Source organism: Alphaproteobacteria bacterium (genome assembly GCA_040216735.1).
In the GTDB taxonomy this organism is placed as follows: domain Bacteria; phylum Pseudomonadota; class Alphaproteobacteria; order SHVP01; family SHVP01; genus CALJDF01.
Window position 1 is genome coordinate 97,626 of sequence record JAVJOO010000004.1, and the last position, 14,928, is coordinate 112,553.

The window sequence follows — 14,928 nt, forward strand, 5'->3', positions numbered from 1 at the left end:
CCGGAACCGATCGGAAAAATGCCGGCCGGGCGAACTCTCCTGACAGGATGGTGTCAGGAGGGGGGCGCTAGGATGTGCTCCTTCGGTCCCTTGCGGGTCGCCAAACGTCAGGAGCACTCATGTTGAAGACCTATCATGGAAGCTGTCACTGCGGCACCGTGCGTTATGAGGCCGACATCGACCTCGCCGCCGGCACCGGCAAATGTAACTGCTCGATCTGCACCAAAATTCGGAATTGGGCTGTCACTCTCAAGCCGACGGCCTTTCGGTTGCTTGCGGGCGATGCCGCTCTGAGCGGTTACCAATTCGCGACCAAGAGCGGCTATTACCACTTTTGCAGCCGGTGCGGCACGCAGGTTTTCAGCAAGGCTCACGTTCCCGAACTTGGCGGCGACGTCGTGTCGGTTCGCGTCGCTACTCTCGACGACGCAACCCCGGAGGAACTGACCGCGGGTCCGGTGACCTATGCCAACGGTCGCGACAACCTTTGGTGGGAGGCGCCGGCGGAAACCCGGCACCTGTAGCGGGCGGACTCAGTCGTCCTGCATCGCCTCGAGTTGGTCGTCGGGGACGACGCGGAGCGGCAAAACGTCGGAGTCCTTCGTGATGATGGCCGCCGGGTCGGCGCGGACGCAGGCGCCGGCAAAGGTCCCGCCGGCGGTGAAGGTGCAGACCTGTACGTTGTCGCCGCCGATGTTGGGCAACGGGAACAACTCCTGGAAGATTTGATCCCGTTCCTCGAAGTTGCCCGATGTTTCCTCAACGAGGTCGTTGTTGCGATCGTAAAGCGCGATGTTGGCACCGCAGCGGCCGACGATCGGCTTGGCCGCGTAACCGGTCTTGAGCAGTGCGTCATCGAGGTCATAGCGGGTGTTGAGCAGATAGGCGTGACCTGGGAACATTTCGTTCATCACCGGCAAGATCGCCTTGTTGCTCGGAATCAGCGTCCACAACGGCTCGAAGATCATGACCTCAGGGCGTAGCAGGACATCGACGAGGCGCGGCGGCGTGGTGCTGCGGTCGATGGTCCGGTGCAGGCGAATATTCTCGTCGTCGTCCGACAATTGATCGCGGATGTCGTCGAGCGCGGTTTCCCACGACCACGTCTTCCACACCCACAGCACGGGCTGGCCGTCGGCGTCGAGGACTTCGCCCTCATGGCCCCACTGCAGCCCATCAAGACCCATGATCAACTTGGTTGGGATGCCGGCTGCCTCAATGGCATGCTGCATGTATTGGGCGTGATAAATCTCTTCGGGGTCGTTGTCGTGCATGATGTGCAACAGGCCGCCGGTCTCGCTGTCGCGCCACGCGCGGATCAGGTTCGCGGTCAGCGCGTCGCCCGGACAGCGTCCTTCTTGGCAACCGAAGTGGGCGGCCCACAGGCTCTGCACCTTGCCGGTTTCCATATGGCAGGAAGCAGAGTCGCAGTTGTACTCGTAGACCTTGATGCCGCGGCGCGACATCGAGAAATCGAACCGCCCGGTGATCATCTGGTTGCGCCGGTTGTCCCACGACTGATGGATACGTGGCCACAGGGCCGGCGGCAGGTTGAACTTGCGCAGGCGCTCGTCGTCGGCGAGGACAAAGTTTGTGGCGTGCATGAACAGCGCATGGAGCTCGTTGGTCGCGCGCTTAAGCTCCTTGAGGGCGGTTTCGCCCATACGGAAATAGGTGTGCTGTTTTTCGTCGCTGGTGCTGAGGCGGCTACCGCCCATCACGTCGCTGAATGTGGCTTCGTCGGGAACCTGGGGGTTCAAGAAATTGACGCGTTCCTGGCCGCGCTTTTCCACCTCGCGCACCTCTAGGTCGAACAGACGGGGATCGGCGTCGAGGATGGTTTCCGCGTGGGTGGGGTCATCTGTCTGGATCACCCAGCCAAGGATGTCGGCGTTGTCGTAGGTGCAGTCGATCCAATAGCCGCCGTCGGCCAGAACGGTGGCCGCTAGCTCGCGCGACCAGGTTTGGCCGGGCGCCCACAGCTTGTCCTCGACGTTCTGCTCGATGCAACGGATCTTGTCGTCGAAGACTTCGGTGACGATGGCGACATGGCCGGTGATCTCGAACTCACCCCCCTCGTTCCAGATCAGCATGCAGCCCACCTCGGGACGGCGCTTGGCGCCGTTGCGGAAGGACTTAAGCGCTAGTCGACTGTTGTCGTCGACCCGGCGGACTTCGCGTAGCCGAAAAATGTCGTAGGCCATCGCGATGTCGTCGAAGACATAGCCGTAATTTTTCAACAGGTAGCGGCGGGCGAGTTCAACGCACTGCCATTTATAGCCGGTGAAGATACCGCCGACGTCATGACGGTACGCTTGCCGGTTGGGCAGTTCGTTCTTATCCGCGCTGGGGTAGTCCGAGGAATAGACGGCAACGTCGCCGGGGCCGACACCGAGGAGGGTGCCGAACTTGGCCTTGTGCGACCGATCGAGGGGGCTCATGGGTTGACCTACAATACCGGAACGACATCCGGCGCTCGACGCGATATAGGGCCGGTCCGGGTTTTGCGCAAGATGGTCTTGCACCGCGAGCGCCGCAGGCCGGTCTCAGGCGGTCGCCAGCAGCGCGATCCCGCCCACGATCGCGACCGCCCAGACTAGTCGTCGCCCGGGCGAAGGTTCGCCGAGTAGGAAGGTGCCCATCAGCACGGTGAGCAGCACGCTGACCTCGCGCGCCGGCGCGACATAGATGACCGGGGTGAAGGTGAACGCGACCAGCACCAAGATGTAGGCAAGGGGGCTGATCACGGCGATGGTGACGACGGCGCGGCGGTGCGTGTCCCATAGGATACGGACCTTGGACCAGCGCCGCACCGCGACGGGCGCAAGCAAGACGCTGCGCGCCACGGCGGTGGCGTAGTCGAGGATCACTGGCGGCACGGCCAGTGCGGTCACGGTGTAGGCGTCCCACACGGTGTAGCTGCCGATTAGGGCGCCGGTTGCCAGCCCGAACGCGAGCGACACGGTCAGGTGCCTGGCGCGGCGGCGCAGCCCGCCGGTGAGGAAGAACACGCCGCCGATTACCGCCGCGGCGCCGGCCGCGACCTGGGGCGTCAGGATCTCGCCCAGGACGATTACCGCGAAGATCGATGACAGGAACGGCCCAGTCGCGCGCGCCGTCGGGTAGACCAGCGATAGGTCGCCGCGGCGGTAGCCCTGTTGCAACAACAGGAAATAGGCGAGATGGATCAGCGCGCTGCCGGCGATGAAGGCACCCGCGACCAGGTCGATCTGCGGCTTCTCTAGAAGCCAAACGACGACCACGACCGGTCCGTAGATCGCCACCGTGACGGCCGAGATCAGCCAGATCAACTCGGGCCCGGCATTGATCTTCTTGACGAGGAAGTTCCAGCCCGCATGACAACAGGCGGCGGTGAGAACGAGGGCAAGAGCGAGGACGGACATGACACCTCCAAAGACGACAGGGCGTGCAAACGCACACCCGTCCATCCCCCCTAGCGTTTTCGTCTTTTAGGTGTCTGCCGTTACCGGCGTTTCGTGGCGCTCGGTCCAGACCCGGCGCACCGGCGGAACCCTAGCCACACATGGATGGGTAGCGGAGGGTAGCACGGACGCGTCTGGTGTTCACCGTCTTCGATGTTGGAGCGCGGTGGCCACTGCAACGGACATTGTTCCAGTTGCGGTCCAGTCTCGTGTCGTCCAGTAGACCGTACTATCCGCAATCACTATGGCAAGAATCTCCAAGTTCGCTCGTGCCATAGGAATACCGGACACAGATCTCTGGCGAAGTCTTTTTAGAAAGCGCTGCGTCTGGCCTCGTCGGCTTGATGTTTTTTCCGCTTGCAGCGATTCGAGCACTTCCTGGCCTGCGGCGATCCTGTTGCAAAGCAGTTCCACGACAGGGTTCGCTAGTCCAAGTTTGTGAAATAAGCGACGCTCCATTTCGGCAAAATGATCGAAAGGCATGACGCTTGCCGACGTTCCGCGAGAGACGTTCAGGAACCTTCCAATACGGATCTGGAAGTCAGACCATTGTATGGTTGCCATTGCCCTGGTATGGCCAAAATTCTTGCGGCCTCTTAGGAAAATTTCTCGCGCTAGTTTTTCATTAGGATCTTTGGCGAACAGTTCATCGGTGAGTTGAACCTTTTCCAGGAATTCTCGATTCTCGAGCAATTGTGAGATCAGGAATGATAGCTCGTCTGCTTCATCATCAGAAAGAGCTAACCGGTCATGGGGAAGGTTCGATTTGGTGCCAGCAGCAGATGTCTCGACAAGGAGTTTGCCGAGAAGTTGGAGAATTTTCTTCTCCCTGATGGAGAATCGAGGTTCGGGCGAGTAGATCCCCATTGCGGTCAGTACAAGTTCGTCTTCTGGTCTTCGATCACCAGGGCGTCGAGTTCTACGGCGGAATCGTTCGGGCGGCGCTGGTCGCGGATGACTTCGCCGGGGGTAGGGAAGGCATCGCGCGGGACTTGGGCGCTTGCCTCCCACAAGCGCGAACGCTTGAGCGCCTTGGCGCAGTGAAAAAAGACGCGTTCAACGTCGATGCGCAGCGCGAGTTTCGGCGCTTTGCCCTGGACCGCCATGTCCGCGAGGAGCGCCGCGTCGTCGATCACTGCGGCTTGGCCCGAGACGCGCAGCGTTTCCTCGATGCCGGGGACGAAGAAAATTAAGCCGACCACAGGGTTCTTCATCACGTTGAGCATGGTATCGGCGCGGCGGTTGCCCGGACGTTCGGGGATCACCAGCGTCGTATCGTCGATCACCCTGACGAAGCCCGGCGGGTCGCCGCGGGGGCTAACATCGGCTATTCCCTCGCCGTTTGTCGTGCCCAGACACAGGAACGGCGAAAGCGAAATGAAATGCCGCGCGTGTTTGTCGAGGCGATCCATTTCCTTGTCCACCGTGATCGGGTGCGCGGTCCCGATGATGGTGCGCAGCTCGGCCTCGGTAGCGATGGTCATGGGAACTCTCCAAGCTCAGTCGGTGGCGAAGGGTTCGTCAGTATAGAGCCGAATCAGGCCAGCCTGTCCGCCTTCGCCGGTCTCGGCATGGACCCTGCGGTAGAGCTCGGCCACCAGCGCCGTTACCGGCATGTCGCACCCGACGCTGTGGGCGATGTCGAGGGCGGCATCCATGTCCTTTTGCATCAGACCGGCGCCGACCGTGTCGGGGGCCAGGTGCGCCATCCGCTTTGCATGATCCCGGGCTACCGCCGAATCGGCCCAGCCGCCGGCCAAGCAATCCGGCAAGTCACCCGCGTTGACGCCGAAGCGATGGGCGAAATTGAGGGCCTCGGCCCATACCGCGACGGTCGCGCCGATGACGATCTGGTTGCACACCTTGCTCGCTTGTCCGGCGCCCACCGGGCCTATGTGGGTCAGGCGCCGGGCATAGGCGTTGGCGATTCCGTGCGCACGGGCAATGTCGGCGGGAGCACCGCCGGCCATAACGATCAAAGTGCCGGCGAGTGCGCCCTTGACCCCGCCCGACACCGGCGCGTCGACCCATCCCATCCCGGTTTCCGCCTTCAGCCGCGCCGCCATCTCGCGGGTGCGCGCGGGGTGCGTCGTGGTGTGGTCGATCAGGAGTTTGTGGTCGTTCGCGCCTGTCGCGATGCCGTCCGGGCCGAAAACGATGCCCTCGACCGACGCCGCGTCGAACAGGCACAGCAGAACCACATCGCTCCAGGCGGCAACGTCGCAGGGTTTGGCCTGGGATGTCGCACCGGCCGCGATCAGGTCTGCGATCTTCTCCGGCGACCGCGCCCAGACATTGACGGTATAGCCCCGGCGCAACAAATGCTGTGCCATGGGTGCGCCCATGGCGCCCAAACCGATAAAGCCGAGCCGTGGTCTGGTCATCTCTCAAGCCTCCGTGGAGCCGATTCGTTTTGGGGTCGGTCGTGTCGTCGGCTAGGGTACCCGCTGAATACGCGCCGGTCAGGAGTATCCCGTGTCCCAGGTCCATCCCCAAGCCCAAGCGATCCTCGATGCCGCCAGCGAAGCTGGCGGTGCGCCCTTGAACGAAATGCCGGTCGCCGATGCCCGCGCCGCGCTCGACGAAATCCCCAAGAATTTCGGGGTGCCCTTGGCGGATGTCGCCCGGATCGACCGGATCGCGATTCCCGGGCCGAACGGTGCGATGGACGCCCGCATGATCGTCCCCCACGACGCCGGTTCGGGGCCGCTCCCGTTGCTGATCTACTACCACGGCGGGGGCTGGGTGCTGGGGCACGTCGAGAGCCATTTGCGCGAGGCGTGCTACTACGCCGCCGGTGCCGGATGTGCGGTGTTGGTACCCGATTACCGTCTCGCCCCCGAGCACCGTTTTCCCGCGGCCTCCGACGATTGCTATGCCGCCCTACAATGGGCTTACGACAATGCCGCCACCCTGAATGTCGATCCTGCGCGGATCGCCGTTGGCGGGGATTCCGCCGGTGGGCACCTCGCGGCGGTGACGACCCAGCGGGCGCGCGACGGCGGGCCGCCGATTGCCTTCCAGGTGTTGGTCTATCCGGTAACCGACACGTATCAAGACACCGCCAGTTACGCCTCGCGGGCCGACGGGTATTTCCTGACCCGCGATCTGATGAAGTGGTTCATCGATTCGTACTTGAACGATTCGGGCGAGCGCGACGATCCGCGTGCGTCGCCGCTCCGCGCAGCCCGCTTCGACGGTCTGCCGCCGGCGATCGTTTGCACCGCCGGCTTCGACCCCCTGCACGACGAGGGGGCGGCCTATGCGGAAAAGCTCGCGGCGGCCGGCGTCGCGGTCGACTACACCGACTACCCCGGCCAGATCCACGGTTTCGTCTCGATGGCGGGGGCGATCGACGAGGGGCGCGCCTTCATGGACCGGGCCTGCGCTGCTCTGAAACGCGCCTTCGGGTCGTGAGCGATCGCGGTAATAGCATCGCTGCAATCCTCAAGCGCAACGGGTTGGTGTTCGTCTATGCCGTTGTCTTCGGGATGATCGCCTACGGCGTTGTGAAGGGGTTGATCTTCGTCGCCGACAAACTAGGCCTACCATTCTGACTAGTAGTTGACCGACGGATTGTCGCCCGGAAAGATCACGCCCGCCACAAACATGCCGCCCGGATCGGTACATTCAAGGCTGTGGATTTGTTTGCGCGGTAAAAAAATCACGTCGCCCGTGCTAACGGCGGCCTTGCCGTTTTCGGTCCACATAAACCCCTTACCTTTGATGACGACGAGGGATTCCTCATAGAGGTGCCGGTGAGGGACCGCTTTCGAGCGCGGGATTTCGCCGATGAACTGGGTAACGAGGTCCGACCCGACCGACTTGTCGACCAGCATTTGGAAGAACCGGTCGGCCATCGACTGGCGCTTGTTCTCGTCGATGCCCACCGTTCGCTCAGGGTGATCGCCGTCGAACGTGTCGTCCATCGCGGCATGCCATTCTGGCCCGTCAGCGAGCGGGCCGGTGGACGCGCAGGCGGCGATTTCGGAGTCGGCATGGAACCGAAACAATTCACCCGGTCGCACGTAAACCCCCGTATTTGGCGCCACGGAAAACCGGCGCCCGCCGATGTCGATGTCGCCGCTACCGGCCGTCACTAGAAGAACGACATGGCGGTCGCCGAATCCGAGGACGGGCGAAGTGCCGGGCGCGGCCTTGAACAGGAATTGCGCCTGATGCTTGGCGCCGTCGGCGCGCGTGATGATGGGTCCCCAGGCGAGCGTTCCCTCTTGGGCGGTCGCGACCTGCGGTAGAGAACAGACGAAACACCCGCCGTCGAGCCGGGCTTTGGCGTCGGCCCCTGCCGGGATCACCGGGATATCGGCGTATTCGGGCGCGTTCGGATCGTCCGTGTCGTAGGTCCCTTTCAGGTTGTTGTGGGCGCCGTCGCAGAACGGCTTTTCCGCGCTGTGTTTGCAACCGCAGAACAGCACCTCTTCGCCGTCTGCCTTGGCTTTGTATTTGACCGGTAGAATGCCTGTGCCACGGTGAGAGCCGTCGCAAAACGGCTGGGTTTGACTGCGCCCGCAGGCGCACCACAGATATGTTTTGCCGCCCACCAGTTCTTCGTAGTAGGGCTTGTATCGGGCGACTACGGGGCTCGGAGAGTCGCTCACGGCGGCACCTCAGGTTCGATTCGTTCGGACGAGTATAGTAGGAGAACGCACCATGGCGCGAAAACGGCCCTCATACCGCGGTCCCGGGCGTAAATTTCCGGCGGGGCATGTCCTGCAGACGATCTGCCTTTGTACCGCGCTAGCCGTGACTCTGGCGCCGCTGGGAGCGCAGGCCCAGGGCTCGGATTTGCTCAAACGTGGCCGCGGCGCGCTCGAAACAATTACCAAATCGGTTCCAGCCCTGTCTGGCGACGGCCAGACCAGCGCTACGGCATTGTCCGTTGCCGAGATTGCCGAGGGATTGCGCGACGCGCTCAAGGTGGGCAGCGAGCGGGTCGTTGCCCAAGTCGGCACGCAGGACGGTTTCAACGCCGATCCGGAAATCCACATCCCTTTGCCCGAGAATATGCAGCGGGTGCAGCGAACATTGTCGCGAATCGGGTTGGCGTCGATGGTCGACGATTTGGAGTTGAAGCTGAACCGCGCGGCTGAAGCGGCGGCACCGCAGGCGAAACAGCTCTTTTGGGATGCCATCGCCCAAATGACATTGGAAGACGTACAGGCGATCTATAAAGGCCCCAACGATGCCGCGACCCAGTACTTCCGCCGGACGATGTCCGATCCGCTACGCACGACTATGCGCCCGGTGGTTGACGATACCCTGCAGCAAGTTGGCGCGATCCAGGCCTACGACCGGACCATCGCGCGCTACAAGGACATCCCCTTCGTGCCGGACGTGAAGGCCGATTTGAGCAATCACGTACTGGACCGCGCGCTGGACGGGCTTTTCTTGTATTTGGCGCGGGAAGAGGCGGCGATTCGCGATCAACCCGTCAAACGCACCACGGATATTCTGAAAAAGGTATTTGGTGCAGCAAGTTAGGCGTATTCCGACGGTTTCGGCCTGTCCTCCCTGCGGCCACTTTAAGGGACCGTTAACCATGAGCCTCCAGACTGCCCGCGTGAGGGTAATCTCTGGGAGGGGATTCATGGTCGACATTAGAGTTCTTAAGACAATCGTTCTCACCGCGGCGCTCGCCATCGCGCTTGCACTGGCCTTTGCGTTTCCCGCCGCGGCGGGGTTCGCCGAGGGTCAAGCGGCGTTCGATCGCGGCGCCTACACCGAAGCTGCCGATATTTGGCGCCCGCTCGCCGAAGGCGGTGATGTCTGGGCGCAACACTCGCTGGGCTATCTCTACGAAAAGGGCTGGGGCGTCGAACAGAACGTGGCGCAGGCGCGCGACTGGTACCGCACAGCAGCAGAACGCGGCAATCCCAACTCGATGGTGAACCTGGGTGCGCTCTATGTGAACGGCGAAGGAGCGGACCGCGATCTCGCGCGGGGCTATACATGGTTTCGCCTTGCCGCCCTCCAGGGCCAGCCCCTGGCGGTTTTCAACATGACCTCTATCGAAATGAAATTGACCGAGGCCGACCGCCTTCGCTCGAACCATTTGGCGATGTCGATTCTGCCGCGTCTGGCCGCCAATATGACCGACGACGAAAAAGCGCAGTTGCGCGAGCGAATTGGCGAGTTCCTCGGGTCAGGCAACGGGCGGCGCACTGTTGCCTACCTCAACTCCGCTCGCCGTAAGAGCCAGTATTACGAGGGCGAGCGCAACGCGCGCGGGACGTTGCCCACGCTCACCGCGATCGACACGGTCGGCTCCGTCAGGCCGGACGACGACGCCATCCAGCCGAACTGACCGCACCCGCTTGCTCGCACTGGGGGCAGCGCGCGCGGGACGGTGACGAGGGGGCGGTCGTCCCGCTATGATCCCGGTCTGCGACAACCCGGGAGGATACCGTGACCGTTTCAACCGCCGCCGATGTCTACGCGCGTGCCCGCCGCAACGACTATTCGCCCGAAGTCTGGAAGGCCCGGGTCGATCTGGCCGCTTGCTACCAGCTCTTTGACAAGAAGGGGTGGACGGACGGCATCAACACCCATTTGTCGGCGCGGGTGCCCGGAACGGATGGACATTTTTTCTTGAAGCCCGACCGGTTGCTCTTCAACCGGGTCACTGCGTCGTCGCTCGTCGAAGTGGACAAGAACGGCGAGCGCATCGACCCCGACGACGACCCCGTGAACCCGGCTGGATCGATTATCCACAGTGCCGTGCTGGAGGGCCGCCCCGATGTCGGGTGCGTACTGCACCATCACACCGACGCGGGCATTGCCGTGTCGTCCTTGAAGGTCGGCCTGTTGCCCATGAGCCAGCACGCCCTGCAGTTCCATAACCGCATCGGCTATCACGAGTACGAAGGCGTCGCGCTGGACGATGCGGAGAAGGAGGGCCTCAAGCGCGACCTTGGGCCCCACAACGCGATGATGTTGCGCAATCACGGCGTCCTGGTGGCGGGCGCGACCGTCGGGACGGCCTTCGCGATTTGCGACAATCTCGAGGTGGCCTGCCGCTCCCAACTCCTGGCGATGCAAACCGGGGCCGAGATCCATTTGCCCACCGAAGAAGTCCAGGAGTTTACCGCCCAGCAGTTTGCCGGCTTCCCAACCTCGCGCAACGACACGATGGAGTGGGACGCCCTGCTGGGATGGCTCGACGACCTGGGCGCCGAATACGCGGTCTAGGCGGAGGGGGACCGCGCTTCTTCTTCTGGCGGCTCGCGCTAAGTTGACCGGTCCCTAGACGCAGACGATTGCTCACCCCAAGACGGTTTCGGTCGTCCAGCGTGCGATGGCGGCGAGGTCGGCCGTGCGCGTCTCATACCCCATCACTTGGAGGCCGACCGGAAGGCCATTTGCCGCGAGGACGGGCAACGTGAAGCAGGGATATCCGAGGTACGACCAGGGCACCTGATAGTGACGGCTCCCGGTTTCCTCGTGGCCGACCGGCGCGGGTCCGGTACAGGCCAGGGTAATGAACGCATCGAACCGGTGCGCGAAGTCTTGGGTCAACGCCCGCAGCGCATCGCGGTGCGCGAGGGCTGCGTGGTAACGCTTTTCGCCCACCGCCCGGCCGCGGGCCAGCAAATCGTTTAGACGCGGGTTGAGTTTTTCGGCGGGATAGGCCGCGAACGGCCACTGCATTTCGTACCCGAAGATATCGAACGAATCGGCGTCAATGATCGACAGGAGTTTGTCCTGCAGCGCGGCGAGGGGGCGGTCGTCGTCGGGCGTCACGATCTCGCATCCGGCGGCGCGCAGCGCCGTCAACGCGGACTCGGTCGCGGCAAGTGTCGCCGGTCCGGCGTCGTTCCATTCGGCAAGCGGCAGCAGTGCAAGACGCCGGGGTACCCTCGCGGGCGGCAGGTCGGGTGCGCCGGGTAACGCGCGGTGACCGGTCACGCCACCTGGCAGCGCCGCCATGATGTGCGCGGCGGCCCAGACGTCATCTAGGGCAGCGCCGATGATCCCGACATGGTCGAGGGTTGGAGAAAGCGGATGGACGCCGCCGGTGTGGATCGAGGTAAGGTTCGGTTTGAACCCAACCGCCCCGTTGAACGCCGCCGGCCGGATCACGCTCCCGCGGGTTTGCGTGCCCAGCGCCAGCGGGATCATGCCTGCGCCGACGGCGGCGCCGGATCCCGATGACGATCCACCCGGGGTGCGTTCGAGATCGAAGGGGTTGCGGGTTTCGTTGGTGTGACCGGCGGCAAATTCAGTCGTCACTGTTTTTCCAACCAGAACCGCGCCCGCCGCGCGCAGAGCGTGGACGCACGCAGCATCCACCGGTGCGCGCCAGTCCTTGTAGAGCGGGCTGCCCATCTGCGTCGGTAGGTCGGCGGTATAGATCATGTCTTTGACCGCGAGCGGGCAGCCGTCGAGCAGCGAGCGTGGATTGCCTTCCTTATAGCGCTGGGTTGCGGCATCGGCGCTCGCCCGCGCGGCGGCGAAGTCGGTGACGACGAACGCCCTGACGTCGGTATCGCGCGAATCGATCACGGCGAGGCCGCGTTCGAGAAAGTCGCGCGGCGTATCGCGCCCGGCAAGGAAATTTGCCCGTGCCGCGATGAATCCGGGGTGGGGCGTCTTTGGTGAATAGGTCATCGCACTAGCGCCCTTCGAAAGCCGGTTTGCGTTTTTCCATGAAGGCGCGGCGGCCCTCGACATAATCTTGGCTCTCGAAACATGCCTTCACTGCGTCGCGGGTGCGGTCCAAGTCGCGGTCTGCCGGATCCTTCGCGTGTTCCAGTGCGTTGATCTTGAAGGCGCGCACGGTCAGCGGCGCGTTGGCGGCGATGGTGTCGGTCATCTTGGCAACGGCGTCGTCCAGTCCCGACTTCGGGACCATCCGCGTGATAAGACCCATCTGATAGGCCCGGAGCGCGCCGATACGTTCGCCGGTATAGGTAATTTCCCGCGCGTGGGCGAGACCGACGACATCGGCGAGCCGGCGAAAGTTCTTGTAGACGTATCCGAGGCCGAGCTTGGCCGCGGGAATGCCGAACTGCGAATCCTCACTCGCGATGCGGAGGTCGCAACACAGTGCAACGTTCAACCCGCCCCCCAGGCAATACCCGTCGATTCGCGCGAGCGTTGGTTTCTCGATTGTCGCCAGCGCCTCGACGAAGCCAGTCGATACCTGGTCGTATTTCTTGACCGCTTCGGCTTGCGCGCGTTCGTCTTCGAACTTGGAAATGTCCGCGCCCGAGATGAACGCCTTGTCGCCGGCGCCGGTGATGCCGATCAACCGGATTGCCGGGTCGGATTTGAACCCGGCGAGGGCATCGAACGCGCCTTGCCACATGTCGAGCGACACCGCGTTGTGGCGTTCGGGGTTGTTGAACACGATCCAGGCGACGGCACCGTTCCGCTTGGTGAGAATTTTGTTGGTCATAGCTAAATCACTTCCTTGGTGCGGAGCGCGGCAATCTCGTCCGCGGCGTAGCCGAACGCTTCGAGGATGGTGTCGGTATCTTCGCCGTGGCGACGTGGTGCGCTCTGAACGTGGCTCGGCGTGCGCGACATGCGGATGGCCTGACCGACCAGTGTCACAGGGTCGCCGTTTGCGGGTTCTTGCGCAATGCCAAGATGCCGCACCTGGGGGTCCGCAAAGACTTGATCGATGGTATTGATCGGCCCGCTTGGCACACCCGCGGCATTCAGTGTCGCGACCCAGTGGGCGACCGTGTTGCCAGCCAGTTTGGCGTTGATCTCGTCACGTAACACGTCACGCCGCTGCCAGCGTTCTGCGGACGAGCGAAAACGCGGGTCGTCGACCAATCCCGGTGCGTCGATCGCCGCACAAAACCGCTCCCAGATTAGCCGCCCGGTGACCCCGATGTTGAGGTGGCCGTCGGCAGCGGTGAACACACCCATCGGGGCGTGGGTCGGGTGATCGTTACCGGCTTGCGCGGGGACGTCCTCCGCGATCAGCCAACGGGCCGCTTGGAAATCGAGCATGTGGATCATCGCTTCCAGCAGCGACGTGTTGACCCACTGGCCTTCGCCCGACACTTCGCGTTCATGCAACGCCGCGAGGACGCCGTAGGCTAGGAGAATACCGGCGCAAAGGTCGGAAATCGGAATGCCGACTCGAACCGGGCCTTGTCCGGGTAGCCCGGTGATCGACATCAAGCCGCCCATCCCTTGTGCGATTTGATCGACGCCGGGACGATCGCTGTAGGGACCGTCCTGACCAAACCCTGAGATCGAGCCGTAGACGAGGCGTGGGTTGAGAGGCCGGAGATCGTCGTAAGCGATGCCGAGCCGGTCCTTCACGGCGGGGCGGTAGTTTTCCAGCACGACATCGGCGCTGGCCGCGAGGCGTTTAAAGACGGCAACGCCTTCAGGCTTCTTAAGGTCGAGGGTGATATTGCGTTTGTTGCGATGAAGGTTCGTGAAGTCGGGATCGCGGCGATCTTCGGCCATCGGGTCGCGCGCACCGGCGGTGAATGGCGCCTCGATTTTGATCACGTCGGCGCCCCAGTCAGCCAGCATCCGCGCTGCCGTTGGGCCGGCCCGGGCGCGCGTGAGATCGAGCACGGTGAAGCGTTTCAGGGCGTCAGAGGCTGGTATACGGGGCATACTGGTTCAGCTTGCAACGGCGGTGGAGCGGCGACGTTACGCCAAATTGCAGTTCCAATTAAGTCCGGCAAGCTGGCTAGAATCCCAATAGCCAGCCCACCGCGTAACCCGCCGACACCATGACGACAATCACCGCGGCCATGACTGCGATATAGGCAAACCAAGCGAATCCAGCACCGGTCAGGACCACCAACAGTACAACCGGGCCTTTCAATATGACGAAAAACAGGTCGTAGATCGCCCAACCAAGATGGAAGCGGCGCCGCGGTGGCTTAACCGGGGTGAGCGGCGGGGTTCCGATACGGTCGTGCGCGGCAAAGACCTCGTCGCGCAGTTCGCTCATCAAGACCCAGGTACGGTCGGTGAAGTAGAAGGGGAAACCGGCCGGCGTGAAGCCGGTTTCGGCATAGGCAAATCCCCGTTCCAGCAGTTTTTGGACCACGGGGTCTGCCGCATCGCGCGCGAATCCATTGCGGTCGCGGATCAAGCATTGCGACATCAAGCGCAGTTCTTCGGCACTTTGCTGCTGAATCTGGCGTAGGAATCCGACCGCATGTTGGGTCACCGTCGCCCGTCGAGCCAAAGCCTGATCGCGCCGTCGGCGTTCGCGACCGGCATAGTCAATAAGTTCTCCCACCGGGTCGGCGCAGCCCACAATTGCCGGCCCAAGCGCGAGCAGCGTCATGCCCAGGAAATAAGTCCAATGTTGCCAGGTCACGAGGCCGATCATCCACGCCGTCCCGAGGGGGATCAAATACGTCCAGCGCTGGAGCGAAGCGGCGAGGGTTCGGACGGGTTGCATTGCAACCGTACAGTAATGAAACAGAATTTCTGTGCCAATCCGGTTCGCCCCTCCGGAATCAAGCAACACGGTACT

Annotated in this window: 16 protein-coding genes; 6 read left to right on the top strand and 10 right to left on the bottom strand. The window is 63.0% G+C overall.

Annotated features, from left to right (window positions below; translation table 11 throughout):
* The first annotated feature begins 119 nt into the window (after positions 1 to 119).
* Positions 120 to 524, top strand: a complete 405-nt coding sequence (locus tag RID42_10810) for a GFA family protein (GenBank protein ID MEQ8248155.1) — start codon at positions 120 to 122, stop codon at positions 522 to 524.
* A gap of 9 nt (positions 525 to 533) precedes the next feature.
* Here the strand turns inward: RID42_10810 and gss are convergent, their stop codons facing one another.
* From gss to RID42_10835, 5 genes are all read right to left on the bottom strand, one after another.
* Positions 534 to 2,441: a bifunctional glutathionylspermidine amidase/synthase gene (gss, locus tag RID42_10815; protein ID MEQ8248156.1), complete on the bottom strand. Its 1,908-nt coding sequence runs from the start codon at positions 2,439 to 2,441 to the stop codon at positions 534 to 536.
* A 105-nt stretch (positions 2,442 to 2,546) separates the two neighbouring features.
* Complete coding sequence (locus RID42_10820) at positions 2,547 to 3,404, bottom strand: hypothetical protein (protein ID MEQ8248157.1); 858 nt, start codon at positions 3,402 to 3,404, stop codon at positions 2,547 to 2,549.
* A gap of 180 nt (positions 3,405 to 3,584) precedes the next feature.
* A complete protein-coding gene (locus RID42_10825; GenBank protein ID MEQ8248158.1) occupies positions 3,585 to 4,310 on the bottom strand; it encodes a hypothetical protein in 726 nt (241 codons plus the stop codon).
* Between the two features lie 5 nt (positions 4,311 to 4,315).
* Positions 4,316 to 4,927, bottom strand: a complete 612-nt coding sequence (locus tag RID42_10830) for a pyridoxamine 5'-phosphate oxidase family protein (GenBank protein ID MEQ8248159.1) — start codon at positions 4,925 to 4,927, stop codon at positions 4,316 to 4,318.
* A 15-nt stretch (positions 4,928 to 4,942) separates the two neighbouring features.
* Complete coding sequence (locus RID42_10835) at positions 4,943 to 5,827, bottom strand: NAD(P)-dependent oxidoreductase (protein ID MEQ8248160.1); 885 nt, start codon at positions 5,825 to 5,827, stop codon at positions 4,943 to 4,945.
* Between the two features lie 91 nt (positions 5,828 to 5,918).
* On the opposite strand from RID42_10835, the gene RID42_10840 reads away from it, so the two are divergent.
* Both RID42_10840 and RID42_10845 read left to right on the top strand, forming a co-directional pair.
* Positions 5,919 to 6,860, top strand: coding sequence for an alpha/beta hydrolase (locus tag RID42_10840; GenBank protein ID MEQ8248161.1), 942 nt, complete (start codon positions 5,919 to 5,921; stop codon positions 6,858 to 6,860).
* Complete coding sequence (locus RID42_10845; protein ID MEQ8248162.1) at positions 6,857 to 7,000, top strand: hypothetical protein; 144 nt, start codon at positions 6,857 to 6,859, stop codon at positions 6,998 to 7,000. The genes RID42_10840 and RID42_10845 overlap by 4 nt, the downstream gene beginning before the upstream one ends.
* Here RID42_10845 and RID42_10850 read toward each other — a convergent pair whose 3' ends face one another.
* Positions 7,001 to 8,062 carry a CDGSH iron-sulfur domain-containing protein gene (locus RID42_10850; GenBank protein MEQ8248163.1) on the bottom strand — a complete coding sequence of 354 codons (1,062 nt, stop codon included), beginning with the start codon at positions 8,060 to 8,062 and terminating at the stop codon, positions 7,001 to 7,003.
* Positions 8,063 to 8,114: 52 nt separating this feature from the next.
* Here RID42_10850 and RID42_10855 point away from each other — a divergent pair, with 52 nt between their 5' ends.
* The 3 genes from RID42_10855 to RID42_10865 all read left to right on the top strand — a co-directional run bounded on the left by RID42_10855 (position 8,115) and on the right by RID42_10865 (position 10,652).
* Complete coding sequence (locus tag RID42_10855; GenBank protein MEQ8248164.1) at positions 8,115 to 8,945, top strand: DUF4197 domain-containing protein; 831 nt, start codon at positions 8,115 to 8,117, stop codon at positions 8,943 to 8,945.
* Positions 8,946 to 9,051: 106 nt separating this feature from the next.
* Complete coding sequence (locus RID42_10860) at positions 9,052 to 9,768, top strand: tetratricopeptide repeat protein (protein MEQ8248165.1); 717 nt, start codon at positions 9,052 to 9,054, stop codon at positions 9,766 to 9,768.
* Positions 9,769 to 9,869: 101 nt separating this feature from the next.
* Entirely contained in the window at positions 9,870 to 10,652 is a 783-nt protein-coding gene (locus RID42_10865) for a class II aldolase/adducin family protein (GenBank protein ID MEQ8248166.1), read from the top strand.
* Positions 10,653 to 10,724: 72 nt separating this feature from the next.
* On the opposite strand, the gene RID42_10870 is transcribed toward RID42_10865, so the two are convergent.
* The 4 genes from RID42_10870 to RID42_10885 all read right to left on the bottom strand — a co-directional run bounded on the left by RID42_10870 (position 10,725) and on the right by RID42_10885 (position 14,919).
* Positions 10,725 to 12,071, bottom strand: coding sequence for an amidase (locus tag RID42_10870; GenBank protein MEQ8248167.1), 1,347 nt, complete (start codon positions 12,069 to 12,071; stop codon positions 10,725 to 10,727).
* A gap of 4 nt (positions 12,072 to 12,075) precedes the next feature.
* Positions 12,076 to 12,861, bottom strand: coding sequence for an enoyl-CoA hydratase (locus RID42_10875; GenBank protein MEQ8248168.1), 786 nt, complete (start codon positions 12,859 to 12,861; stop codon positions 12,076 to 12,078).
* Positions 12,862 to 12,863: 2 nt separating this feature from the next.
* Entirely contained in the window at positions 12,864 to 14,051 is a 1,188-nt protein-coding gene (locus RID42_10880) for a CaiB/BaiF CoA-transferase family protein (GenBank protein MEQ8248169.1), read from the bottom strand.
* Positions 14,052 to 14,127: 76 nt separating this feature from the next.
* Positions 14,128 to 14,919 carry a hypothetical protein gene (locus RID42_10885; protein ID MEQ8248170.1) on the bottom strand — a complete coding sequence of 264 codons (792 nt, stop codon included), beginning with the start codon at positions 14,917 to 14,919 and terminating at the stop codon, positions 14,128 to 14,130.
* Positions 14,920 to 14,928: the final 9 nt, after the last annotated feature.